We start from the raw sequence: 23,155 nt of genomic DNA, 5'->3' as shown, positions 1-23,155 counted from the left end.
TCGGCGATTGGAGGGCGGTTCTCGAACACACAGTCTGTGGATAACTTCTGTGGATAACCCGGTTCCCTCGTCGATTCCCCCGTCATTACGGTCTCGTGGTCCCACGCATTCCCGAGCGCCCCACTGTGCGTCATGATGTTGAGTTGTGGCACGGATACCAGGAGTGGGATTGGCGAAGGGGCTTTCCGTCACCCTTCGCCACATGCTGAGCAGGTCGGTGACCCAGCAGTACCCCGAAGTCCGGCCGGAGTTGCCCCCGAGGAGCAGGGGGGTGATCGCGCTGGTCGAGGAGAACTGCACGGTGTGCATGCTCTGTGCCCGCGAGTGCCCCGACTGGTGCATCTACATCGACTCCCACAAGGAGACCCTCCCGGCCCCGGAGGGCGGCCGCCCCCGGGCCCGCAACATGCTCGACCGCTTCGCGATCGACTTCTCCCTGTGCATGTACTGCGGGATCTGCATCGAGGTCTGCCCCTTCGACGCGCTGTTCTGGTCGCCGGAGTTCGAGTACGCCGAGGGCGACATCCGTAACCTTCTCCATGAGAAGGACAAACTCGCGGCCTGGGCACAGACCGTCCCGCCGCCGCCGGCCCACGAGCCCAACGCCGATCCGCCGAAGGAGCTCGCGGCCGCCTCCCGCCCGGTTCGCCCCCGTCCCACCTCCTCCGGGCCTCCCTCCTCCGGAGCCACTTCTCCCAGACCCGCTTCGAGCATCCGGGCGATCCGGCCGCCGGGGGCCTTGCCGAAGAAGAACGATCCGTCCACAGGCGGGTCGTCCGTCGAAAAGTTATCCACAGGTGGGGACGACACGCCTCCGGCGACGGCCGCGCCGGGGCAGACTCCTCCCACGGATCCGAGTGGAGAGCCCGAGGAGGAGAGGTGACCGAGGTGCCGTCCTATCTGTCGCCGACCGGGCAGGAGATCGTCTTCCTGCTGCTGGGCGCGATGGCCGTCGGGTCGGCGCTGCTCGTCGTGACCACCAGGCAGCTCGTCCACGCGGCCCTGTGGCTGGTCGTCTGCTTCGGCGCGCTGGCCGGGTGTTATCTGGTTCTCACCGCCGAGTTCGTCGCCTGGGTCCAGGTGCTGATCTACGTCGGCGCGATCGTGGTCCTGCTCCTGTTCGGCATCATGCTCACCCGCGCCCCGATCGGCAGGAGCGCCGACCTCGACAGCCCGAACCGTCCGGCCGCGGCGGTCGTGGCGATCGCCACCGCGGCCGTGCTGGTCACCGTCGTCGTCGACGGCTTCCGCATGGCCTACATCCAGCTTGAGCCCGGTGGCGGCTCGGCCGCCGAGCTCGGTTCCAGCATCTTCCGCAACTGGGTGCTTCCCTTCGAGGCGCTCTCCGTCCTGCTGCTCGCGGCCCTGATCGGCGCCATCGTCCTGTCGCGTACCGACATCCGAGGGAGGGACTGACGTGCACGTCGTCTATCCCGCGGTCGTCTCGGCGCTGCTGTTCTCCATCGGCGTGTACGGGGTGCTCGCCCGCCGCAACACGATCCTCGTGCTGATGTCCGTCGAGCTCATGCTCAACGCCGTCAACCTCAACCTGGTCGCCTTCGACGTGTGGTTGCGCGACCGGCTGCACAGCGGGCAGGTCCTCACCCTCTTCGTCATCGTGATCGCCGCTGCCGAGGTCGGCCTCGGCCTCGCGATCATCCTCGCGCTCTACCGCAACCGCCGGACCGTCGACCTCGATCGCCTCCGCTCCCTGTCCGACTCGACCGACCCCGTGCTGTCCGACTCCACCGACCCGGTCCCGGCCGGAAAGACCGACCCTGTCCCGGCTGGAAAGACCGACTCGGCCCCGGCCGGAGAGACGGACCCCAGGCAGGGTGGTACGCCATGATCACCATCGCCTCGCTCGTGATCCTCCTGCCCTTCCTCGCGGCGGCCGTCGGGCTTCTCGGCTCCCGCTTTCCCCGGCGTCCTCGAAGCGTGACGCCCCTGGAGACCGGCGACAGCGCCGCCCCCAAGCCCGGCACCTCCAAGCCCGCCACCTCCGAGGTCAACCCCACCCCCGACACCGACGCCAACCGCAGGGCGGCCTGGATCGCCGTGGTGCCCACCGCGATCTCCGCGGCCCTGGCGATCTGGCTCGCCTACGCCACCTGGGCGGCAGGCAGGGGCGGCGGCGGGATCGAGTCGCCCGCGCCGGCCGGGCCAGGGGCTCAGGGGGCGATCGACGGTGTCACCGCGACGTTCGCCGTCATCGAGACGGGCTCGGTGCCGATCTCGGTCGGCCTGCTGGTCGACGGCCTCGCCGCGTCGATCGCCGTGCTCGTCGGCGTGGTCGCGCTGGCCGTGCAGGTCTACTCCGTCGGCTACATGCGCGGCGACCGGCGCTACCCGTCCTACAGCTCCTTCATCAGCCTGTTCACCAGCGCCATGCTGCTCGTCGTCTACGCGGCCGACCTCCTGGTCCTCTACGTGGGCTGGGAGATCATGGGTCTGTGCTCCTACCTGCTGGTCGGGCACTGGTGGGAAGACCGGGCCAACTCGCGAGCGGCGATCAAGGCGTTCCTCGTCACCCGGATCGGCGACGTCGGATTCCTGTTCGGCATCTTCGTTCTCGGGACGGCGGCGGGCAGCTTCAGGATCGCCGACGTCATCGCGAAGGTCCCCGAGATGTCGTCGGGCACGCTCATCGCCGCCACCATGCTGCTGCTGGCCGGGGTCGCGGGAAAGAGCGCCCAGGTGCCGCTGCACGTCTGGCTCCCCGACGCGATGGCCGGACCGACACCGATCAGTGCCCTCATCCACGCGGCCACCATGGTCGCCGCGGGCATCTTCGTCGTCGCCCGCCTCTACCCGGCCTTCCTCGGCGCCCAACCCACCCTGGACATCCTCGCCGTCCTGGCCGCCATCGGAATGCTCGGCGCGGCCCTCGCGGCCCTCGCCCAAGACGACCTCAAACGCGTCCTCGCCTACTCCACGATCAGCCAGCTCGCCTACATGGCCGGCGCCCTGGCCGCCGGGTCCCGGAGCGCCGCGGTCTTCCACCTGATCACCCACGGCGCCTTCAAGGCACTTCTCTTCCTCTGCGCCGGTGCTGTGATCCACGCGGTCGGCTCCAACCTGATGAGCACGATGGGAGGCCTGAGAAAGGATCTTCCCGTCACCTTCGCCGCGATGACGATCGGCTTCGCCGCCCTGGTGGGCCTTCCCCCGGCGAGCGGTTTCTTCAGCAAGGACGAGGTGCTGGTGGCGATCGAGCGTTCCCTGTCCTCGGGGACGCTGACCGGCACCGCGGCCCTGCTGCTCTACGGCTGCGCGCTCACCACGGTCGCGGTGACCGGTGCCTACGCCACCCGGGCGTGGCTGCGCACCTTCTTCGGACATCGCGCCCCCCAGCCCCATCCCCTCCCCGAGCTCCAGCCCGCGCCGGGCACGCCTGCCGCCTACGCCGTTGTCCCCACCGCCGCCCACACTGCCGTTCACGAGGCTCCGGCCACCATGCGCGTGCCCATCCTCGTCCTGGCCGTCCCGGCGCTGCTCCTCGGTCTGGTCCGGGTCGGCGACGTCCACTGGGGCGCCGCCGCCCTCAGTCTCGCGGTGGCGCTGCTGGGTGCGGGGGTGGTCTACGCGGCGTGGCGCTCCGACTCCATGCGCGACCCGGCCCGCCTGCTCGGCCCCTTCAGAGCCCCGTGCGAGCGCGCCTTCTACGTCGACTCCCTGTACGCCAGGCTTTTCGTCCGGCCCACGCTGCTTCTCGCGAGCCTCGTCGTCCGCACCGACAGCCGTGTGGTGGACGGTGCCGTGCGCGGCTCGGGCCAGGCGACCCTGGGCCTGGCGAGGCTGGTCCGCCTGGTGCAGAACGGCAACGCCCAGCTCTACATCACCGGCCTGCTGGCCGGAGTCCTCCTGATCGCGGCCTGGGCGGTGATTTTTAGATGATCTCTCTGCTGTTCTGGGGCATCGTCGCCCTCGTGGTGCTGCTCCTCATCCGTCTGGCGGTGATGCGCCGTTGACCTCCTCTCCACGACCGACCCCGACACCGGTCCCAGCGTCGGCCCCGATACCGGACGTGGCACCACACCCGACACCGAGCCCGCCACCGGCCCCGACACAGGACGCCGCACTGAACCCGACACCGACCTCGACATCGAATGCGGCACCGACCTCAACGTCCATCCCGAGACCGGGGGCAGCGCCGATTTCGACACCGGATCCAAACCCCGGCACGGCGACGGACCCGGTGCCCGGCTCCTGTGAGGTGGTCACGCCATGAGTTGGCTGCTGATCGCGCTCCTCGGCGTGCCGCTCGCCGGGGCCGCCGCGCTGCTCGCACTCCCCGGAGCGGACGTCGCGGCCAGGAGGCGGCTGCTGAGGGTGCACGGCCTGGTCGTCTCCGGGCTCACGTTCGCGCTGTCGGTGCTGCTCGCCGCCACGTTCGACTACGGAAACGCCGCCCGGCTGCAGTTCGTGACCGACCTGGCCTGGATCCCCGGCCTCGACCTCAGGTTCCACCTCGGCGTGGACGGGATCTCGCTGCCGCTGGTCGTGCTGACCACGCTGCTGACCTTCCTGTGCTTCGTCTACCTGTGCCGGGGCAGCGCCGAAGGACCCGGGCAGCTGCTGGCGTCCCGGCCGGGAGGCAACCGGCCACGGGCGCTGGTGTTCACGCTGCTCGTCCTCGAAGTGGGCATGATCGGCACGTTCCTCGCGCTCGACCTGTTGCTGTTCTTCGTCTTCTTCGAGGTCGTCCTCATCCCGATGTACTTCGTGATCGCCATCTGGGGCGGGCGTGCCCGCCGCGCGGCGGCGATCAAGTTCATCCTCTACACCCTGCTCGGCTCGGTGGTCCTCCTGCTCGGCCTGCTGCTCATCTGGTCGCAGACCGGCACCCTGGACATGACCGCCCTCGCGCAGGCACGGGGGACGGGCATGTCCCCCGCGGTGCAGACCCTCGCCTTCCTCGCAGTCGGCATCGGTTTCGCGGTCAAGGCCCCGATGTGGCCGCTGCACACCTGGCTGCCCGACGCCCACACCGAGGCACCGACCGTCGGTTCGGTGCTCCTGGCGGGTGTGCTGCTCAAGATGGGCACGTACGGCTTCGTCCGCGTCGCGATCCCGATCCTGCCCGACGGCGCCGTCGCGGTGGCGCCCTGGCTCGGGGCCTTCGCGGTGGTCGGCATCGTCTACGGCTCGCTGGCCTGTCTCGCCCAACGCGACCTCAAGAGGATGATCGCCTACTCCTCGGTCGGCCACATGGGTTTCGTGCTCCTGGGCTTCGCCACGCTCACCCCGGCCGGAGTCAACGGCGCCCTGTTCGGCAACATCGCCCACGGCCTGATCACCGCCCTGCTGTTCTTCGTCGCAGGAGCGATCAAGGAGCGCTACGGCACCTCCGACATGCCGGCTCTGGGCGGCGGCATGATGACACGCCTGCCCCGGCTCGCCTCCCTGCTCACCTTCGCCTGCGTCGCCTCGCTCGGGTTGCCGGGACTCGCGGGCTTCTGGGGCGAGATGCTCGCCCTCCTCGGTGCCTTCGAACCGGCCGCGGGCCTGTCCCGCCCCCTCTACCTGGTCTTCATGGCCCTCGGAGGTCTCGGTACCGTGCTGACCGCCGCCTACTTCCTGCTCATGCTCTCCCGCGTCACCCACGGCCGGAGCACCGAGACCGTCCACGTCCCGGCCCTGGCCGCGGTCACCGCGGGCGGTCTCCCCTCCACGGGCCCGACCGGTGAGGAGGACCACGAGGCGACGCCGCCGGCGACCTCGGGAACGACTTCGGGAACGACTTCGAGCACAGCTTCGACGGCGGCCTCGGGAACGGCTTCGCGAGTGATCTCAGGAACGACGAGCACGGCCAGATCACGCATGCCCGACGTCACGGGCTACGAACTGGCCGCCTGGGTGCCGCTGATCGCGCTGATCCTGCTGTTCGGCCTCTGGCCCAAGGCGCTCCTGCTGCTCACCGATCCGGTGGTCCGGACCCTGGTGGGCGCGCCGTGATCCAGTCGATCGACTACTACGCGGTCGCACCGCCCCTCATCCTCGCCCTCACCGCCGGGCTCGTGCTGCTCCTGGACGCCTTCCTGCCCCGCAGGCCGTACGTCCGGACGGCACTCGGCGCGGTCACGCTGGCCGGGGTGATCGGCGCCCTCGCGGTGGTGATCTCGCAGGCCGTACGCGCCGGAGACCCGCTGAGGACCTTCTGCGTGCCCGAGGGTCTGCTCGGATCCCCCCAGGCGGCGATCGGGGCCATCGTCCCCCCGGTCGCCGAGCCGACGGCGCCCACGGCCGCCGTGGCACCCTGCTCGTTCGTGGTCGACGACTTCACGCTGGTCTTCGCCGGGCTCGCGCTGTTCGCCGGGATCGTCGTGGTGCTGCTGTCGGCGGCCGAACTCTCCTCGGGAGACATCCCCGTCGGAGAGTGGTACTTCCTGCTGCTCTGCACACTGGCGGGTGCCGTCGCCCTGCCCGCCTCCCGCGACCTGATCATGCTGGTGGTCGCTCTGGAGCTCGTCTCGCTGCCGGTGTTCGCGCTCACCGCGCTCAAGCGGTACGACGGCCGAAGCTCCGAGGCGGCGGTCAAGCTCTTCCTCGTCTCCGTGGTCTCCACGGCGGTGATGCTCTTCGGGGTCTCCCTGCTGTACGGGACGACCGGCACCGTCTACCTCGACCGCATCGCCCACGTCCTGCGGCAGGGCGTCTCCGCCGCCACCGGTCTCGGGCCCGGCTCGGGAGGCGCCGGCACCGCCTACGAGTCCTCGCTGCGGATCGGTTACGACCTGCCCGCCGTGGTCACCGTGGCCGTGGTCCTGGTCATCGCCGGGTTCGCCTTCAAGATCGCGGCGGTGCCGTTCCACGCGTGGGCGGGCGACGTCTACCAGGGTGCCCCCATCCCCGTCGCGGCCCTGCTGTCCGTCGTCTCCAAGGCGGCGGGGTTCGCCGGGCTGATCCTCGTCCTGGTCGTCGCCCTGGGTGGCCAGGGGGCCACCTGGGTCCCGCTGATCGCGATCCTCGCCGCGCTGACCATGACCGTGGGCAACCTCCTGGCCATGCGCCAACGTCACGCCGTACGACTGCTCGCCTGGTCGTCCGTCGCCCAGTCGGGCTACATCCTCGCTCCCCTCGGCATCAGGAACGACGAGGCGATGAACGCCTCGGTCGCCTATCTGGTCTTCTATGCGGCGATGAACCTCGGGGCGTTCGCCGTGGTCACGCTGGTGTCGAGGCGGTCGGGCGGGGGAGAGCTGGACGACTACCGGGGCCTGGCGCTCCAGAGGCCGGCCGCCGGGCTGGCGCTCGCCTTCTTCCTCATCTGCCTGGCGGGCCTGCCCCCCGGGCTGGCCGGGCTCTTCGCCAAGATCGTGGTGTTCCGGGAGCTCCTCGGCGGAGGCGGTGGCTGGCTGGCCGCCGTCATGGCGGTGAACACGGTCGTGGGCCTCTACTATTACGTCGCCTGGGTCGTACGGATCTTCACTCCGGTTCCGATTCTCACTCCGGCTTCGGCGACCGGGAGCGCCATGACGGGAGGCGCCGCGACCGGAAGTGTCGCGACGGGGAGCGCCGTGGCGGGAGGCGCCGCGACCGGGGATGTCGTGACAGGAAGTGCTGTGGCCGGGGATGTCGTGGTGGGGGGCGTGAGAACGGATGGTCGCGGTGCCGGATGGATACCCGCGGCTGCGGCGATCGCGGTGGCGGTGATCGTCGCGATCGCCTTCTCGGTCGCCCCGCAGCTCGTCCTCGACCTCGTCCCCTCGGGCCTCATCGCCGTGGGCTGAACCGTCCGGGAACGTTCGACCTGGCCGGGGACGTTGTCACGGGTGAACCAGCATCAACCGAGAGGGGGGTGTAGTGCATCACAACGGTCTGCGTACCGCGATCCTTCTCGGAGCATTGTCCGCGGTGATCATCGCGGCGGGGGCGTGGCTCGGAGGCAGCCTCGGCGTGCAGATCGCGGTCCTGATCGCGCTGGCGACCAACGGCGTCGCCTATTTCTTCTCCGACCGCATCGCGCTGTCCGCGATGCGCGCCCGGCCTGTGGGCGAGGTCGAGCAACCGGTCCTCTACCGGATCGTGCGCGAGCTCTCCACCGAGGCCCGCCAGCCCATGCCCCGGCTCTACGTCTCGCCGACCATGCAGCCCAACGCCTTCGCGACGGGGCGCAACCCACGCAACGCCGCGGTCTGCGTCACCTACGGGATCACCCAGCTGCTCGACGAGCGCGAGCTGCGCGGGGTCATCGGACACGAGCTCTCCCACGTCTACAACCGCGACATCCTGATCTCGTCGGTGGCCGGCGCACTCGCCACCATGATCACCTACCTCGGCTACGTCGGGCTGTTCTTCGGCGGCGGTGACGACGACGAGGGGCCCGGGTTCATCGGCGCGCTCCTCATGATCGTGCTTGGCCCGGTCGCGGCCGGAATGATCCAGATGGCCATCTCCCGCTCCCGCGAATACCAGGCGGACGAGTCCGGTGCCCGGTTGACGGGTGATCCGCTCGCCCTCGCCTCGGCACTGAGAAAGATCGAGATGGGCACCCGTCAGCTGCCCCTCCCGGAGAACGGCCGGATCGCCTCCGCCTCCCACCTGATGATCGCCAACCCCTTCCGTTGCGCCGGGATCGGCAGGCTGTTCTCCACCCACCCGCCCACCGCCGAGCGCGTCGCCCGCCTGGAGCGCATGGCCGGCTACCGTCGCTGACCGCGCGCTCGCGCTTGAATCCCTTGCCTGCCCCCGTGAAGTCTTCACGGCTCAGGGAGTCAGCCCGGTGACGATCGGGTTGTGCACGGATCCGGGCACGACGAAGCCACCCATTCGCTCCGTACCGCCCGACTCCTGATCGACCCGATACCAGGTGTAGCGGGCACCTCCCCCCTTCCTGAGCCTGCGCGGGATCACCGTCTGCAGGTCGAGGCGGCCCGCGCCGTTCCAGCGCATCCGGGTCGGGGTCCTACCGACAGGCACGGTGATGGGGTCGCGCCTGGGGACACCGCCGGTGGGCACGTCCCACAGACGGATCCCCGCGTCACGCGCCGTGAAGTGAGCGACGACCTCGCCGCCCGGGCCGAGCGCCCCTCCCACCGGAACGCGACCCCGCTCGGTGAAGGGCGACAGCGAGTAGATCCCCGCCTGGAACATGTCATCCACCACGAGTACGAACCTCGCGTCAGGACTGAAACTCCACGGCCGCAGTCCGGGCGGCAGCAGGACACCCTCTCCGCTGTAGGTGTCCAGGATCTGATACGCCCCACCGATGCCCAGCACCGCGTACCGCCCACCGGGGGAGAGCTCGACCCGTGCCGTGCGCATGTCGTTCGACCACATCACGCCCGGCACCGCGCGTACCTCGCCGGTGGCCATCTCCCGCACCACCAGAGCCCCGTCCCCCAACTGGAAGTACGCGACATACCTCCCGTTCGGCGACAGGGCGAGCGGTGCTCGTTGCCCGCCCACGGAGAACACCCGTGCGTCGCGGAGAGCGACCACCTTGCCGCCGCGTACCCAGAGTTTCCACGGAGCGCAGACGCACCCGTCGAGCCCCGCGTACCGGACCGGCGGTCTCGCGCCCGCGGCCGCCGCCGGGCCGCCCGCTCCCATGACCACGGCGACCGCGCCGACGCAAACACTCAAGCGGCGGAACAACCCCACTGACGCCCCCCTGAGTCTTCCCGGACACGTGGGGGACGTTCGTCACGTACGGGCTCACTGTACGCCTCGGGGAAGGCCGGTCGGCGGTGCCGCCGCAAGTGTCATCCGACCTCGCCGCGAAGCGGACGCCCCTTCCCGCTCAGGCCCTCCGCTCCCGTCCTCCCATTTCCGCCTACCCGTCCCCGTCTTGCCCGTCCTCTCCCTCGCCGAGAGGCCGTATTTCCACTCACGGACCGGGGAGAGGAAGCGGCCGGGGCACACGCGAAGGCATGCGCGTGCGCGTGTGCCCCCGGCCGTGTGCCCGGATACGCCTTCTGCGGCGGGCTGGATCCCGGAGTCGGAGGCCGGGGTCGCGACCGCTCATCCGCTAGCGATAGTTCGAGAACTGAAGGGCGATCTCCAGGTCCTTACCCTTGAGAAGGGCGATGACCTCCTGCAGATCGTCCCTCTTCTTCGAGCTCACCCGAAGCTCCTCGCCCTGGATCTGGGCCTTGACGCCCTTGGGCCCCTCATCGCGAATGATCTTCGAGATCTTCTTGGCGTGCTCCTGGTCGATGCCTTCCTTGAGGGTCACCACCAGGCGGTACTCCTTGCCGGACAGCTTGGGCTCGTCCGCGTCCAGGATCTTGAGGGAGAGCCCTCGCTTGATCAGCTTGTCCTTGAAGACGTCGAGCACCGCGTTGGCGCGCTCCTCGCTGTTGGCCTTGATCTCAACGGCCTTCTGACCGCCCGACCAGGCGATGGCCGCGCCGGTGCCCTTGAAGTCGAATCGGTGCCCGATCTCCTTGATCGTCTGGTTCAGCGCGTTGTCGGCCTCCTGATGATCGATCTTGCTAACGATGTCGAACGATGAATCCGCCAAAGCACAATCCCCTCTGACCTGCCAGAACTATGAATCACTCCCCGGCTCCCGCAGACCACGGACCGCGAATCACGGCGACGTCCGCGAGCCGGTTCGGTAGACGCGTACGTAACGGATCAGCCTAGCCAGCATCTCCTGCCGATGCCGAGGCGGCAGCGTGTCCTCACCCGTCCTCAACGGGTCCTTCCCACCCTGGCGCGTCTGATCTCCCCTTCCGCCCTTCGCCCACCCTGCGTGTCTTCTCTCCTCAACCCTTCGCGCCACCTGGCCGTCCCCGGCCTCCACCCCATCGGGCCACCTCACACCCCGGCACCGCGACGCCTCTTGCGCCACTCCTTCCCCAGAAGGCACCGATCCGAGCAGCGGTATAGACGCAAAAGTCCTGGTAAGGGCGGGTAGCCGGAGGTGCCCTCCGCCGATGTCACGTCACCCCCGGAAGTCCGCTATTCTTCTTCCTGTCGCCGCCGCAAGCGGAAGACATGGCAGGTTGCCCGAGTGGTCAAAGGGAGCGGTCTGTAAAACCGTCGGCTCAGCCTACGCAGGTTCAAGTCCTGCACCTGCCACCAGCCAAACTGGCAGCTCAGAGGCCCTCCGGGGCCTCTTTTGCGTTTCCGGGACATGCAGCCACAGGCAGCCAGGAGCAGCCGCATGTCAGCGCTCGCGGGATATACGCGGGATGGATCATGAGGCGTTTCCCCAGGTCGCGCCAGGCGTTGCGGGACATGCGCGGGATGGACCCCGGAACGCCGAAAGGGGCTCCGGGAGTATGTCCCAGAGCCCCATGGCAGAAGTGATCTTCACGCGGCCAGCGCGTCATCAATCCTCCGGTTGACCGTCTCCTCCTGGCCGTCGATGCACTTCGCGTAGACGCGGAGGAGAACGTCAACGCCGTGACCGGCCCGCCTCGCGATCTCCGGAGCGGGCACCCCGGCATTGAGCCAGAGCGACACCGCCGCGTGCCGCAGGTCGTACGGCCTGCGAGCCAGGGGAGAGGCGGCCTGTTCCGGCGTCAGCGCGAGGAGCCGAGCCGCGGCCCACACCTCGGTATAGGCCGTCGAGGCGACCACACCGCCGCGCTCGCTCTGGAACAGCCGGCCATCCTTGGAGGTCCCGAACTCGTCGAGGTGCTCACGGAGGATCCTCACCAGGACCGGAGGGATCGGGACAGGCCGCGTGTCCTCCTGCGCCCGATGCTTGAGTCCGCGCGCCTCGTGGGCATCCCCGGAATCGGTCCACCGGGTGTTCACCTCGGGACGGGAGACGTCGAGGCTGAGCCGACCCCAGCCGGTTGCCGGAAGCCGACAGTCCTGCTTGCGCAGCGCGACCGCCTCACCGGGGCGGATGCCCGCGTAGTACATGCAGGCGAACAGCGCCATGAGCCGACGACCACGGCCGCGCCTGCCCACGTAGGTCACCATGGTCAGCAACTCGCGAACCTGCTCGGGGTTGACGACCACGCGGGGATCGACCGTCTCGGCGACCTTCACCGGCTTCCAGCGAACTTTCGTCACCGGGTTCGCGGGCAGTTCCTCCAGCTCCACCGCGTACTGAAGGGCGTTGTAGAAGACAGCCCGCTTACGCCGGATCGTGTTCGCAGCCGCCGCCTTGCCGTTGAGGAGCAGGGCGAGCGCGTCGAGCCCGGCCCGGACGGTCTTGGCCTCCTGAAGCTCCGAGAGAGGCACAGACGCCTTGTCGAGCCAGCGCAGCGCCTTGGCGATCTCAACCGGCCGTACCTTGTCCCGAGCGTTGGGAGGCAGCGCGTAGTGACGCAGCGCCGTACGGAGGACGGAGACCTCTGGCTTGCCGGGAATGTCTCGCGTCAGCGCGGGGACCACCGTCGCCAGGGCATCGGTCATCGCGTCCCGGGTCTTGGCCGCCGCGTGGGGCCACTTCATGTCGATGTAGGCCAGGACGAAGGCGTACCAGTTCTGCGCCTCCTTGGCCTGGATCATCGACTCGGGGAGGCCCGTCTCCATGTCGAAGGCTTCGCCCCGCTTGGCAGCCTGCCGCAGGTCGGACAGGAAGTTCTCGCCGAGAGCCTTGGTCCGGTAGCTCTTGGACTTCTCCCGGCCGCCCACCTTCCACCGGACCTCATAGGACGCGGCCTTGCTGGACTTGTTCCGGCGGATCTCCCAGAACTTCACGTCGTACGAGGTGTTCACGCCGCCTCCCGGAGGCTCTCAAGCCACGCCTCGAACTCACTGCGGTAGAGGCGGATCTCGTCGTTGGGCAGTCGCAAGCCGCGGGGGAACTTGCCGATCTCGCGCCAGCGGTAGAGGGTCCGGACGGAGATCCCGCCGAGCCTGTCGAGGATCTCGGGGACGGTCATGAGCTTGTCGTCGTCCTGCTTCTTCACGCCGCCTCCCTGATTGCCGAAAGATCTTGTCCGGTCGCCTTCTCTTGGAGTGCGAGCAGGGTTGCTCGCCAGCGCTGGCGTTCGGCGACCATGCGCAGCAGCCGCAAGGCCAGAGAGGGGATGTCGCCATCACCGGCCGGGACGGGCTTCCAGACGTAGCGGTGCGGATCGGGGACCTCGTCGGCCAGGCCGAGCGCCTCCATGACCCAGGTACGGCGGTCGCGCTTGTGCTCGGACAGGGTCTTGTTCGACCACTTACGCGAGACCAGGACGCGACGGCCCGCGTAGCCGAGGTGTTCGGGCTTGTGCGCCTTGCCCCGGCACCGGCCCGGAGTCATGCCCTGCTTGGCACCTTTGGGCTGTACGCCGTAGCGCAGCCAGTTCGGACAGGCCGGAGAGCAGGGTTCGTAGCGGAGTGCTTCGGCCATCCGTGCGGCATGCGCTCGCTGAGCGGGGTTGTCAAGGTCGAGGGTGTCGCCGAGGCTTTTGGTCAGGTACTTGCTCAGGTAGCGGATGCACTGGTCGGCATCCGGGGTGCCGGACAGGACGCCCTGAACATCGACTTGAGAACCGAAGCGGACCACATGCAGGGGTTCGGCCTCGTCGTCGGTGCCGAGCCGGTCGAGTGCCTCATGCCAGGTCGGGAGGAGTTCCCCCGTGGTCGGGTCGAGGTAGTCGCCAGCCTGTCCGTCTGGATAGGTCTCCTCGTCGGGGAGGTCGGCCCGCTGCGTCCACACCGGCAGGTGATCGCCGTCGAACTTGATCTCATCAACGGCCGGCCACCACACCTGGTGATAGGTCGCAGCCGCGATCTGCTTGATCTCAGCGCGAGGCATGGTGCCGCGGATGGCCATGTGCAAGTGAGGAGCGAGCCGTTTCTGTGGTTCGACGGAAGAGAAGTACTGCACGTCATAGCCCGCGACCCGGCGCAGGTTCTGCACGAAGCGGTCGACGAGCTTGGAGAAGTGCAGCGCGTCCCGAGCCGCCCGCGTGTAGTCGTAGGCGCCCGGATCGACGGGCACGCCTTGCCCTGCCCGGATCTTGCCGTACGAGGGAAGCGTGAGGGTGAGGAACAGCGACGGCCGATAGGTGGTTCCGTCCGAGCCGGTGAAGGTCCGCCCGAGCGTGGTGTTCTGGCGGATCCGCTTGGGGAGATCGGGGGCGTCCTGTCGCCGCCGGGTCGAGCGGTTGCGCTTGCCCGCAGCACGGCCGAGCAGGGTGCCACGCATCCCGGCAGCGTTGATCTCGTCGTCCAGGCCGGTGAGGATCGCGTCCAGGTCGGTGGTGTCGTCGCCAGCCTTCTTTGCGGCATCGCGCTGGGCCTGCGTGTCGGCGCGGAACTCCACCAGCCAGAGCTGTTCCTCGTTGGGCTCATCCGGGGTGATCGAGGGTTCGGCTTCCAGGTGCCAGCCTTCCCGGCACTGGGCCATCCGCAGGTAGCGGTTGCGCCGGGCGCAGGAGGGACACTTGGCCTCCATGGTGGCCCCGCAGGGCACGTTGATGTCCTCGGTGAGCCCGGTGTGGGTGTCCAGCCGACGCAGGACCACCGGCCGGATGCACACCCCGTTGTGCTTGGCGATCTCCACCGCCACATCCAGCGCGAGCGGCATCCTCTGACGCTCGGCGCGCGACAGGCTGCGATCGTTCGGGTTGCTCACACGCCCTCCTCGTACGTGTCGCCGGGGTCGAGGAACGCGCCCTGTCCGCACTCGCGACATTCGACCAGGCCGCGGAGCAGGTCCAGCCACAGCGTGTTGACCGCGTGGCAGGCGGCACAGCGCAGGCCGTCGAGGATGTAGGCCAGTTCAGTCACGGTCGCCCCTCTCCCGTACTTCGGACAGGTCGGCCACCAGCCGGAACATGGTCTGGTACGGGTCGGCGGTGACGCGCACGTTGAACAGCTCGAAGGCCAGGACGGGCTGAGTGTGGCGCGGTCCCAGAAGGGCCAGGACTGGCCGCTCACAGATGCGGGTGATCTCTTCGTCGGTGCCGTAGAAGCTGACCCTCATGCGGTCACCTCCATGGCCATCGCGCGGATATCGCTGTCGGAGACGTAGGCGGCGCGGACCCGGATCGGGTCGGGTGAGGTCTCCAGCCGGACGTAGCCGATACCGGCGCCCTGCTGGGGGATTGGGGAGATGTGATCGGCCAGCGCTCCCCTGTCGCGTGCGCCGTCGCCGAGCACCATGTCCACCTGCTCGGACTCGTCGAGGCGGAGCGCGATCTTGTCGGGGAACAGGTTGCGGATGTTCATGACCTCCTTGCGCGGGTCCTGGAGTGCGGCCAGGACCCCGAAGCCGACCGCGCGGCCCTGGGTGGTGAGCGTCGCCAGGGCAGCGGAGATACGGAGCTTGAGACCCTTGTCGGACTGGTAGGCGGTCAAGAACGCCACCTCGTCGACCACCACCAGGACGAATGGGTCATCGACGGTAGGAGTGTGAGAGCGCTGGAGCCCGGCGTAGCGGTCGGCCCGCTCCTGCATGATCTTCACCGCTGCTTCCAGCAGATCGGCGCAGTCGGCGGGGCTCGCGGCTTAGCGGTCGCCGAACAGGTCACGCCCGTAGGACAGTTCCATCCGCTTGGGATCCAGCGCCCAGACCTGGGCCAGGCCCGCACGCGTGGCGGGCAACAGGCCGCGGATCGCCGACCAGATGACCGAGCCCTTGCCCGCCCCGGTGGCTCCGGCGACCAGGACGTGAGTGCCGTGGACCTTCAGGAGCCAGGGCTTGCCGTCCTCGCACTTGCCGACCTCCACCGGTCCCACCGATGCCTCATCCGGGACCGGTACGGCCGGGAGCGGTGTGGCGAGTGGATCGCGGCGGGGGAAGACGAGCAGCAGCCGGCCCGAACGCGCGATGGAGACCCGACAGGAACGGGCACCGAATCCGTGGGCGAGGTGCTCGGTGCGGTCAGCCCAGTCCTTGACCGCTTGGCCGGTGAGCATCCGCACCGTGACCACGTCGGCCCACGAGGTGCAGGTGACGCGGACGACACGAGGCAGATAGTCCCGGCCGCGTAAGTGACGTCCGAGCCCGGAAATGATCATCACCGGTTGCCAGTGCCGCCGGTAGACCCACACCAGTCGCCACCAGGCCAGCAGCCGCCAGCCCAGCAGGCGAAGGAACGAGGGACGAGCGAGGAAGAACCAGGTGGTGAGGCTGAGAGGGGTCACGGTGACGAGGCCAAGGCCCCAACGCCAGCCGCAGACGTAGGCGACCACGCCGGGGGTGAGCACGACGGCCGAGGCGATGGGGTGGCGCCACAGCAGCCGCAGGGCACCGGCCAGCAGCCGCCACGCGAAGATCACAATGGTGACGATCGCCGGGGTGCGAAGAACGGCCGGGCGGAAGACGACGGCGGTATCGGGGGTGGTGGAGACGAGGTTCTGCGCCTCGTCGCCGGGCAGTTTCTTGAACATTAGGCTGGGGGCCTTCCTTGAATTCGCGTGAGAGGGAGAACCGAGGGGCCGCCGGAAGTTGGCGCTTCTGGCGGCCCCGCTTACATGTCAGGCCGCGACTTCGTCGGGCGGGGTGGTCTTGTCAGTGAGACCGGTCGACTGGTCGGTGTGCAGGCGCTCACAGTCGGCCAGGTAGCGCGCGGCGGCATCGGCGATCTGCCGGGCGAGGGTCACGTCCCGCTCGGTGACCGGTCCGCCGCCGGTGGTGGAGATGACCACCTGGGCCTCACGAGAGGACAGGGTCAAAAACGGCCGCTCACCATCGGCGCCCAGCGCCATGACCGACAGGTACGGGGTGCGAAACGAGGTGTCGAGCCGGGTGCCGTCCTCGTCGAGGGTCACCACGGCGCGGGTGTAGGGCAGGTGCTCTCTCACGCGGCCACGTCCTTACCGGCCGTCGCAGCCGAAGCCTTGGCCGGAGTCGCCGCGGTGCGGGGAGGGCGCATCGCGGTGGCGCGGATGGACCAGGCCAGGCGGCCGGTGTTCTGGTTGACGTAGGCGGTGGCGGTCATCCCGTCGAACTCCACCGGCACGAACGGCAGGCCGGGCAGCGCGGCCGGAACGGTCGGCTGGGTCGGGGAGAGGATCTTGACCGAGACGGTCTTCTGGCCGGCCTTGACGGTGGGGTCGGCGTCCATGACGGCGACCTGCCACACCAGCTCTCCGGTGTTCTTGTCCTTGGCGTAGACGGTGCGGCCCTTGGACGAGGCGTCGAAGTCCTTGACCTGCTCGACCTCGCCGACGATGAAGCAGCCGTGCGGGAAGACCTGTCCGAAGTGGACGGGGATGGGGCCTTGGATGGCCATGTCATGTTCCTCTCAACTTGGACGCCCTATGTCCGGTCGTCCACTTGTCCGATTAAGTTGAGAGTAGCCTACCGCCACTTGTCCGCACAAGTGAAGGAGTGGAGTAGGCCGGGAAAATCAGCTCACCGGGTAGACGTCCTGGAGCTCGTGAAGATCACCGGGGAGCGCCACGCTCATCACCAGGAGCACGGCCCCGGCAGCGTCATGCACGCTGGCCAACACCCCCATGACAGGCTTGGAGGAGCCGAGCAACTCGGCCTCTTCCTTGGTGGGGTTGCGCGCGGTCAGCCGCTCGGTGACGTGATCGAAGCGCAGATGCTTGACCGCCTGGAGGTGATGACGCACCCCGCGCGCGAGCGGCTCGGGCTTGTCGACGTCGGTTCCCAACGCGATCTCCAGCGGGAACCACAGGGTTTCCACCGCAGACAGCCGGCCACCCTGCCTGGCCACTCGCCGACGCGAGATCACCGGGGTCTTGTCCTCAACGCCAAGAAGACGGGCGATGTGGCGAGGAGCCGGAACACGGGCGACGTCGGTGACCAGGTCACCGCTCTCGGCCTGCTCTGCCACCGCCAGCCCCGGCCGGATGCGATCGACGGCACTCTCGGGACGGCCCTTCACGAACGAACCGCGGCCGTGCTCACGCTCGATCCAGCCTTGCATGGCCAGCGTCTGAAGCGCCCGCACCACCGTCGTGCGACCAACTCCGAACTCTCTGACGAGCTGCGTCTCCGAGGGCAGCATGTCACCGGCCGCGTACTGCCCGGCCTCGATGCGCTCCTGAATCGTGCCCATCACCTGGGCATACTTCGGAGGGGCGAAATCCTTGCTCATCTTAACCGCCCGATCACTCTTCCACTTGTCTGCACAAGCACAGTACCGGCTAAGAGCAGCCCTGTCAGGACCCGCGACAGCAGGAAACAACTACCTGGCCAACCCTGCCAGAACTCTGATCCACACCACCCGCGCCTGAGCAGGCGACCACGCGTCACTGTGAAACACGGTCACCTTCCCTTTGTCCTGAACCGTCTTACGAACGAACGACAACCCGCCCGCATCGCACAATTCGTAAAACGTCACCCGATGCTCATGACAGGTCCAGGCCACCACCCGAACCCGCCCGAAACGCCGCGACCTATGCCAGGCCAAAGGCATACATCCCGGAGCAGCCGGAACGAGATGCTCTGACAAGCATGACGCTCCCCGTCGAGAAAAATCCTCGCTCACGATTCCTGCCGCTCGAAACGCACCGAACCAGCCAGGTCCACGGTGGCGTGAAAGATCACTTGCCGCGACCAGTCGCCCGGCGCCAGGCCGAAGTCGTAGACCCGCCGCGTGATCCGCCCCCACAGCGCCGGTTGCGGATCCATCCTGCGCAACGCCTTGCGCAGCTCGTCCATCGAGGTCGCCTGCCCCGAGCTGGTGCCGCACGGCCCGAGCCGGTCGACGCCCTCGGAGGTGAAGACCTCCCACTCGAACATCTCGATAATGGGCTCCGGGCCATCGCAGTACAGACAGTCCTCCTGCGAGGAAACCGCACCTCCCAGAAACGAGGTAGCGACATGTCCGCGCCGCGTGACGATCTTCCAGCCACGCCCATCGCATTCATCGCACTTAACCGGTGTTGTCATACCGGAAAGGATTGATGGAAGAACTTCTCAGCCCTATCCCACGCGTATATTCCACCAAGGCATATAGGGTCTCGACATGTAGCGACGCACCACCTCGGGAACCGACAGCCGGAGGGCGGAATGAACGGGAGCGCTTTCGAGCCGATCAAGATCCCAGCCGAAGTATGGGACCGCGAAGACAGTAGAGAAATCCTCAAAAATCGCGACGTAGCAGGACTTTTCAAACTCGCCGCGAAGTACGCAGGCGCCAGCCAAGTGGACATCGGCGCGGCAACCGGCCTGTCCCAGGGACGCGTCAGCCGGATCAGCCACAACCAGTCCCACATCACCGAACTGGACGTCTACGAGCGCATCGCCACCGGTCTCGGCCTGCCCGACCACGCCCGCATGCTCTTCGGCCTGGCACCCCTCGACACCGCATCCCCCACCGGGAACTACGGCGACCACCACCAAGAGCAGAGCGAGGAACTGACCGCCCGGATCGAAGCAGCCGCCGCCATCGACCCCACCATGGTCATGATCCTCACCACCGACACAAACAACCTGCGCCTCATGGACCGCCGACTCGGCGGCATCGCCATCGCAGACAAGATGCGAGCCCAGATCTCCCACGTCGAACACGCCCACCGCCACGCCGTACGCCCCGGCATCCGCGCCCAGCTCGCCCACGTCCTGGCCGAGACCGCCTCACTGGCCGGATGGCAGGCCATCCACACCGGAGCGCTCACCGACGCCTGGAACCACTACGAGCACGCCAAAGCCGCCGCCCGCGAAGCCGACGACCCCGCCCTCATCGCCTACGTCTCCGGCGAACAGGCATACGTCCTGATGGAACTCGGCCGCCCAGCCGAAGGCACCGAACTCCTCCAGTACATCCACGCCACCTACCGCGACCGCATCCCCACCCGGCTCCGCACCTGGATGTCCGCAGCCGAAGCCGAAGGCGCCGCCATCCTCGGAGACGAGACCACCTGCCGCACCGCCCTGGAACAGGCCGCCGCACTCCTGCCCGACGGCGACGCCGACCCCGACATGCCCTACCTCTTCGTCAACGCACACCACCTGGCCCGCTGGCGGGGGAGTTGCCTGGTGCGTTTCGGCGATCCGGGAACCGTCGAGGACTTGCGCTCAGCATTGGCCGGTATGGACGGCACCTACAACCGCGCCGAATCCGGCGTCCGCTGCGATCTGGGCCATGCCCTTCTTGCCCGAGGAGAGCCCGACGCCGCCCAACCACACATCCAACGCGCCCAGCACCTCGCCACGATGACCGGCTCCAGCCGGCAACGCCGACGCGTCGAGGAACTCGCCCGAGCCGTCAGCCGCTCGTTGCGCTGAGCCGATCCCGCGCCGCGAACAGACCGATCAACGTCCCCGACGTCCAGATGTCACCGCGAGCGATCATCGCCGGGATCTCCGCCATCGGCACCCACTCGATCAGATCTGCCTCGATCTCCCCAGTCGGACTCCCGACCAGATCGGCACCCCGCACCAGGAACAGGCTGTGCTCGGAGTCGACCATGCCCGCCATCGGCTGGTAGGTGATCAAAGGCTCAATCTCCTTGGGCCGATACCCCGTCTCCTCCTCCACCTCACGAGCAGCCGTCGTGATCGCGTCCTCACCGGCATCGACCAGGCCGCCGGGAAGCTCCCAGCCCCACCGGTCAAACAGGAACCGGTGCCGCCACATCATCAGCACCCGATTCTGCTCATCGACCACCACAGCGATCGCCGCCCGATCCAGATGCACCGCGTGATGCTCGAACCTTTCCCCGTCCGGGATCGCCACGTCCACGAGCCCCAACCGGATCCACCGGTTGTCATAGATGAGCCGTTCCCCGTGCACGATCCACCGCGACCGCTCTTCGTTGGTAGCCACACAGCGAAGTTACAGGCCAACATCCCCGACGTACACGGGCATCAGCACAGAGCCACACGTCATCACGAAGCCCGGCTCAGCCAGATGAGAATCCTCTCCACACCTTTCAAGGCGATCCGCCTGCGGTGACCCACCGCGCGTCGGGCGGTCGCAGCCAGCGCCACCCACCGTGAACAAGTCGCCGAAAGGTTTTGCATCTGCGATGGCGACCTTATGGTCCATATTAACTAGCCCATTGTGGACAGTCGATCTTGATTGGCCATAAGAAGTACCAAAACTGTTATCAGCTCAGTTATCAAGTTTTGGGTGGAACTCTTGGCGGTTCATTACCGTTGTGACACGCAGGAGGGAAGGGAAACATGGAAGCCGAAGTAGTAGCAGCGATCATCGGTGGAGGCTTCACCCTTGTGGGGACGCTAGCGGCCGGGCTCTACCAAATAAGAGCATCGCGGACAAAAGAGACAAGCGGGACGGTGGCTTCGAAGGGCAGCAAGACCAAGGAGGAAGCCTCAGTGGAAGATCAAAAACCCCGGCCAGTTCCGAAGTCTCCGCTCCCGTCCCCAAAATCAGAGCCGAAACTACCCCTGCCAGACCCTGGACGCAGAAGCGATGATCCTTTCGATGATCTCTTCCGTCCTCCGTCCTCGCCACCCTTTTTGGTAACGAAGGAGTATGAGATTAAGGAGAATGATCCAGTTGATCCGTTCTATCGAACATTGTCTCGCGTCCGACCTAAAAATGCGTACCCGCGTCTCAAGGGAAAGGAGTTGGATTCTCAATTTTTAACAGATTGTACGATGAACTATCGCGATGGCGATCGACTCGAATTCTCCGACGGGAGCCAAGAATGAATGTTATTATCCCGGATCGGTTTTCGAATCGAGTAATAACACACGCGATCGCATCGACACTTCTAGAGGACTATCCCTTAGTAATGGCCGTACAAGGCCCTAGCGGCGATGGGAAGTCTTACCAACTTGCCAAGTCTCTAGAGATTGCAGGATTTCAGCCCATTGCCTTATCGGGTGCTGCTTTGAGTGGTAACCATGAAGGCGATTCCACGAATGCATTTAAGGACTTGTACGAAAGAGCTCAAAGCTATCAATTGGTGAATGATGAGTGGCCAGCCCTTATTTTAGAGGACTTCGAACTGAGTCCTGCGGGCCAGAGAGAGGATTCAAAATATACAGTTAACTCGCAACTTTTGACAGGCTTTCTCATGAACCTATCGGAGAAAGTTTCAAGCACTAATATGGGAGTAACTAAAAGATATCCTGTATTCCTCACCGGCAATGACTTTACCATTCTACATAAGCCGTTAATGCGTCCGGGGCGTATGGACATATTTACTTGGGTCCCCACCCCTGAAGAGCAGAGCCTTATGATCCTCTCTGCACTTCAGAAAAGAGTCCCAAGTGTATGCATAGATGACGCTCGAAGACTTCAAACGGAGTTTCCAAAGCTTCCAATCGCTACGTTTGCTGCTGCGCTCAATGATTGCCTGGCCAAATTCGTATACGATCATCTGAGGGCTAACGAAAATATCAGGATGTCGAGCATTCGGCGAGAATTCAACGTAGAAAGAATTCAAGTTTCATTAAATGACGTTCGGGTGGCACTCCACAGACGCGATCAATCCGAATTTACCCCAGGATGCTTCATTTAGGCGGGAGAATATGACTGGTTCCGAGATTCGGGTTCAAGTTAGTGCAGAGCTTGCCTCAATTACACGTGCCAATATTCTCGGTCATGTGGCCGGGGAGATGGCAGCGGCCCTTCCCACGATAAAAGCAGCAGATATTAAGACGATAATTTTCGGCTTTCGCGAAGCCATACTCTCCAAAGTTGAATTTGTCATTTCAGACAATGTGGGAGAAATTGTCGGATATATGGCCATCGAAATTGATTGGAAAAGATTCTCAATAGCAGTCATTGAAGAGTCGAGTAGAAACGTATTTCAGATAGATCCAAAGCATCCAGTGTCGGATCAGGTGGCACCCCATCTTGCAAGGACGCGATCATATATACAGCAAGCATGCAAGGGATTGCAGGAAGTTAAGTGCATGCCTGTATATTCGTATCGCAACGCGCACGGCGAAGAAGTAGAGGCAAAACGAAAGGCATTCCAAAAGAAGTACGGATTAATGGAGATGAATGAAATTTCCATGAAGCGCGTAAGGAGTGCGCGATTGGATCTAAAAGTTGTGGCTGCGGATAGTCAATTGCCAGAGATGACTGTAACGTTTAAACGAAAGAAGACGGAAGTCTAATAATTTCAGTGATCTTTCAGGTGTGTATCTGGCCGACTTGGATCTTTTGACCGACGACCATGATGGTGCCCCGGATGAAGATCGTGCACTGGACCGTGACCGGCCTAGCGGGCGCCGCGCAGCAGTGGGTGTTCGCCGTCCATGACCTGGCTGATGATGCCGGCCAGACGCAAGGTGATGCACTGCGCGGGCAATCTAAAACTGACGAACATCGTTGACACCTGGGTCTCCGGCCACTACGGAGACCATCTATGTCGACTTCCCCGAACCCCCCACTCGACCGTGAAG

At 66.3% G+C, this 23,155-nt stretch carries 25 protein-coding genes, 1 tRNA gene and 1 pseudogene; 13 read left to right on the top strand and 14 right to left on the bottom strand.

Annotation, left to right across the window (positions count from 1 at the left end; translation table 11 throughout):
- The first annotated feature begins 202 nt into the window (after positions 1-202).
- From ABZ664_RS25795 to htpX, 7 genes and pseudogenes are all read left to right on the top strand, one after another.
- On the top strand, positions 203-883 hold the full coding sequence (locus tag ABZ664_RS25795) for a 4Fe-4S binding protein (protein ID WP_362515064.1): 681 nt from the start codon (positions 203-205) through the stop codon (positions 881-883).
- Entirely contained in the window at positions 880-1,416 is a 537-nt protein-coding gene (locus tag ABZ664_RS25790; RefSeq protein WP_362515062.1) for an NADH-quinone oxidoreductase subunit J, read from the top strand. Before ABZ664_RS25795 ends, ABZ664_RS25790 begins: the two co-directional genes overlap by 4 nt.
- A 1-nt stretch (position 1,417) precedes the next feature.
- Positions 1,418-1,702 (top strand): annotated as a pseudogene (nuoK, locus tag ABZ664_RS25785) (NADH-quinone oxidoreductase subunit NuoK); the annotation flags it as partial.
- Positions 1,703-1,845: 143 nt separating this feature from the next.
- Positions 1,846-3,897: an NADH-quinone oxidoreductase subunit L gene (locus tag ABZ664_RS25780; protein WP_362515060.1), complete on the top strand. Its 2,052-nt coding sequence runs from the start codon at positions 1,846-1,848 to the stop codon at positions 3,895-3,897.
- Between the two features lie 330 nt (positions 3,898-4,227).
- A complete protein-coding gene (locus tag ABZ664_RS25775; protein ID WP_362515058.1) occupies positions 4,228-5,958 on the top strand; it encodes an NADH-quinone oxidoreductase subunit M in 1,731 nt (576 codons plus the stop codon).
- A complete protein-coding gene (locus tag ABZ664_RS25770; RefSeq protein ID WP_362515056.1) occupies positions 5,955-7,733 on the top strand; it encodes an NADH-quinone oxidoreductase subunit N in 1,779 nt (592 codons plus the stop codon). Before ABZ664_RS25775 ends, ABZ664_RS25770 begins: the two co-directional genes overlap by 4 nt.
- 73 nt (positions 7,734-7,806) lie before the next feature.
- Complete coding sequence (gene htpX / locus ABZ664_RS25765) at positions 7,807-8,658, top strand: zinc metalloprotease HtpX (protein ID WP_362515054.1); 852 nt, start codon at positions 7,807-7,809, stop codon at positions 8,656-8,658.
- Positions 8,659-8,709: 51 nt separating this feature from the next.
- Here the strand turns inward: htpX and ABZ664_RS25760 are convergent, their stop codons facing one another.
- A complete protein-coding gene (locus tag ABZ664_RS25760) occupies positions 8,710-9,588 on the bottom strand; it encodes a hypothetical protein (protein ID WP_362515052.1) in 879 nt (292 codons plus the stop codon).
- A gap of 385 nt (positions 9,589-9,973) precedes the next feature.
- Positions 9,974-10,468 carry a YajQ family cyclic di-GMP-binding protein gene (locus tag ABZ664_RS25755; RefSeq protein WP_350942824.1) on the bottom strand — a complete coding sequence of 165 codons (495 nt, stop codon included), beginning with the start codon at positions 10,466-10,468 and terminating at the stop codon, positions 9,974-9,976.
- A 481-nt stretch (positions 10,469-10,949) separates the two neighbouring features.
- Between ABZ664_RS25755 and ABZ664_RS25750 the strand changes: the two genes are divergently transcribed.
- Positions 10,950-11,034, top strand: a tRNA-Tyr gene (locus ABZ664_RS25750).
- Between the two features lie 231 nt (positions 11,035-11,265).
- Here ABZ664_RS25750 and ABZ664_RS25745 read toward each other — a convergent pair.
- The 11 genes from ABZ664_RS25745 to ABZ664_RS25695 all read right to left on the bottom strand — a co-directional run bounded on the left by ABZ664_RS25745 (position 11,266) and on the right by ABZ664_RS25695 (position 18,718).
- Positions 11,266-12,630, bottom strand: coding sequence for a tyrosine-type recombinase/integrase (locus ABZ664_RS25745; protein ID WP_362515049.1), 1,365 nt, complete (start codon positions 12,628-12,630; stop codon positions 11,266-11,268).
- Positions 12,627-12,797: a helix-turn-helix domain-containing protein gene (locus ABZ664_RS25740; protein WP_362515482.1), complete on the bottom strand. Its 171-nt coding sequence runs from the start codon at positions 12,795-12,797 to the stop codon at positions 12,627-12,629. Before ABZ664_RS25740 ends, ABZ664_RS25745 begins: the two co-directional genes overlap by 4 nt.
- A 23-nt stretch (positions 12,798-12,820) precedes the next feature.
- Positions 12,821-14,482 carry a replication initiator gene (locus tag ABZ664_RS25735; protein WP_362515047.1) on the bottom strand — a complete coding sequence of 554 codons (1,662 nt, stop codon included), beginning with the start codon at positions 14,480-14,482 and terminating at the stop codon, positions 12,821-12,823.
- Positions 14,479-14,637, bottom strand: a complete 159-nt coding sequence (locus ABZ664_RS25730) for a hypothetical protein (protein ID WP_362515044.1) — start codon at positions 14,635-14,637, stop codon at positions 14,479-14,481. The genes ABZ664_RS25735 and ABZ664_RS25730 overlap by 4 nt, the downstream gene beginning before the upstream one ends.
- Complete coding sequence (locus ABZ664_RS25725) at positions 14,630-14,833, bottom strand: hypothetical protein (RefSeq protein WP_362515040.1); 204 nt, start codon at positions 14,831-14,833, stop codon at positions 14,630-14,632. Before ABZ664_RS25725 ends, ABZ664_RS25730 begins: the two co-directional genes overlap by 8 nt.
- Positions 14,830-15,315 (bottom strand): hypothetical protein, encoded by a 486-nt coding sequence (locus tag ABZ664_RS25720; RefSeq protein WP_362515037.1) that lies wholly within the window; start codon positions 15,313-15,315, stop codon positions 14,830-14,832. The genes ABZ664_RS25725 and ABZ664_RS25720 overlap by 4 nt, the downstream gene beginning before the upstream one ends.
- 42 nt (positions 15,316-15,357) lie before the next feature.
- The gene (locus tag ABZ664_RS25715; protein WP_362515033.1) at positions 15,358-16,242 is read right to left on the bottom strand and encodes a hypothetical protein; all 885 of its coding nucleotides are present in this window, start codon (positions 16,240-16,242) and stop codon (positions 15,358-15,360) included.
- Between the two features lie 87 nt (positions 16,243-16,329).
- On the bottom strand, positions 16,330-16,656 hold the full coding sequence (locus ABZ664_RS25710; RefSeq protein WP_362515030.1) for a hypothetical protein: 327 nt from the start codon (positions 16,654-16,656) through the stop codon (positions 16,330-16,332).
- Positions 16,653-17,087 (bottom strand): plasmid replication, integration and excision activator, encoded by a 435-nt coding sequence (locus ABZ664_RS25705; RefSeq protein ID WP_362515028.1) that lies wholly within the window; start codon positions 17,085-17,087, stop codon positions 16,653-16,655. Before ABZ664_RS25705 ends, ABZ664_RS25710 begins: the two co-directional genes overlap by 4 nt.
- 117 nt (positions 17,088-17,204) lie before the next feature.
- The gene (locus ABZ664_RS25700) at positions 17,205-17,921 is read right to left on the bottom strand and encodes a GntR family transcriptional regulator (RefSeq protein ID WP_362515024.1); all 717 of its coding nucleotides are present in this window, start codon (positions 17,919-17,921) and stop codon (positions 17,205-17,207) included.
- A 389-nt stretch (positions 17,922-18,310) separates the two neighbouring features.
- Entirely contained in the window at positions 18,311-18,718 is a 408-nt protein-coding gene (locus tag ABZ664_RS25695; RefSeq protein WP_362515021.1) for a hypothetical protein, read from the bottom strand.
- 255 nt (positions 18,719-18,973) lie between these two features.
- Here ABZ664_RS25695 and ABZ664_RS25690 point away from each other — a divergent pair, with 255 nt between their 5' ends.
- Complete coding sequence (locus tag ABZ664_RS25690) at positions 18,974-20,056, top strand: XRE family transcriptional regulator (protein ID WP_362515018.1); 1,083 nt, start codon at positions 18,974-18,976, stop codon at positions 20,054-20,056.
- Here ABZ664_RS25690 and ABZ664_RS25685 read toward each other — a convergent pair.
- Positions 20,037-20,597, bottom strand: coding sequence for an NUDIX hydrolase (locus ABZ664_RS25685; protein WP_362515015.1), 561 nt, complete (start codon positions 20,595-20,597; stop codon positions 20,037-20,039). The genes ABZ664_RS25690 and ABZ664_RS25685 overlap by 20 nt on opposite strands.
- Positions 20,598-20,956: 359 nt before the next feature.
- Here ABZ664_RS25685 and ABZ664_RS25680 point away from each other — a divergent pair, with 359 nt between their 5' ends.
- From ABZ664_RS25680 to ABZ664_RS25665, 4 genes are all read left to right on the top strand, one after another.
- Complete coding sequence (locus ABZ664_RS25680) at positions 20,957-21,448, top strand: hypothetical protein (protein WP_362515011.1); 492 nt, start codon at positions 20,957-20,959, stop codon at positions 21,446-21,448.
- Positions 21,449-21,531: 83 nt separating this feature from the next.
- Positions 21,532-22,263, top strand: coding sequence for an AAA family ATPase (locus ABZ664_RS25675; RefSeq protein ID WP_362515008.1), 732 nt, complete (start codon positions 21,532-21,534; stop codon positions 22,261-22,263).
- Positions 22,264-22,273: 10 nt separating this feature from the next.
- Entirely contained in the window at positions 22,274-22,867 is a 594-nt protein-coding gene (locus ABZ664_RS25670) for a hypothetical protein (protein ID WP_362515006.1), read from the top strand.
- Between the two features lie 74 nt (positions 22,868-22,941).
- Positions 22,942-23,085, top strand: a complete 144-nt coding sequence (locus ABZ664_RS25665) for a hypothetical protein (protein WP_362515002.1) — start codon at positions 22,942-22,944, stop codon at positions 23,083-23,085.
- Positions 23,086-23,155 lie beyond the last annotated feature (70 nt).

The sequence above is a fragment of the Streptosporangium sp. NPDC006930 genome, from assembly GCF_040635605.1.
Taxonomy (GTDB): Bacteria; Actinomycetota; Actinomycetes; order Streptosporangiales; family Streptosporangiaceae; genus Streptosporangium.
The sequence above is the reverse complement of the archived record's forward strand: the minus strand, read 5'-3'. Positions and strand labels throughout refer to the sequence as shown.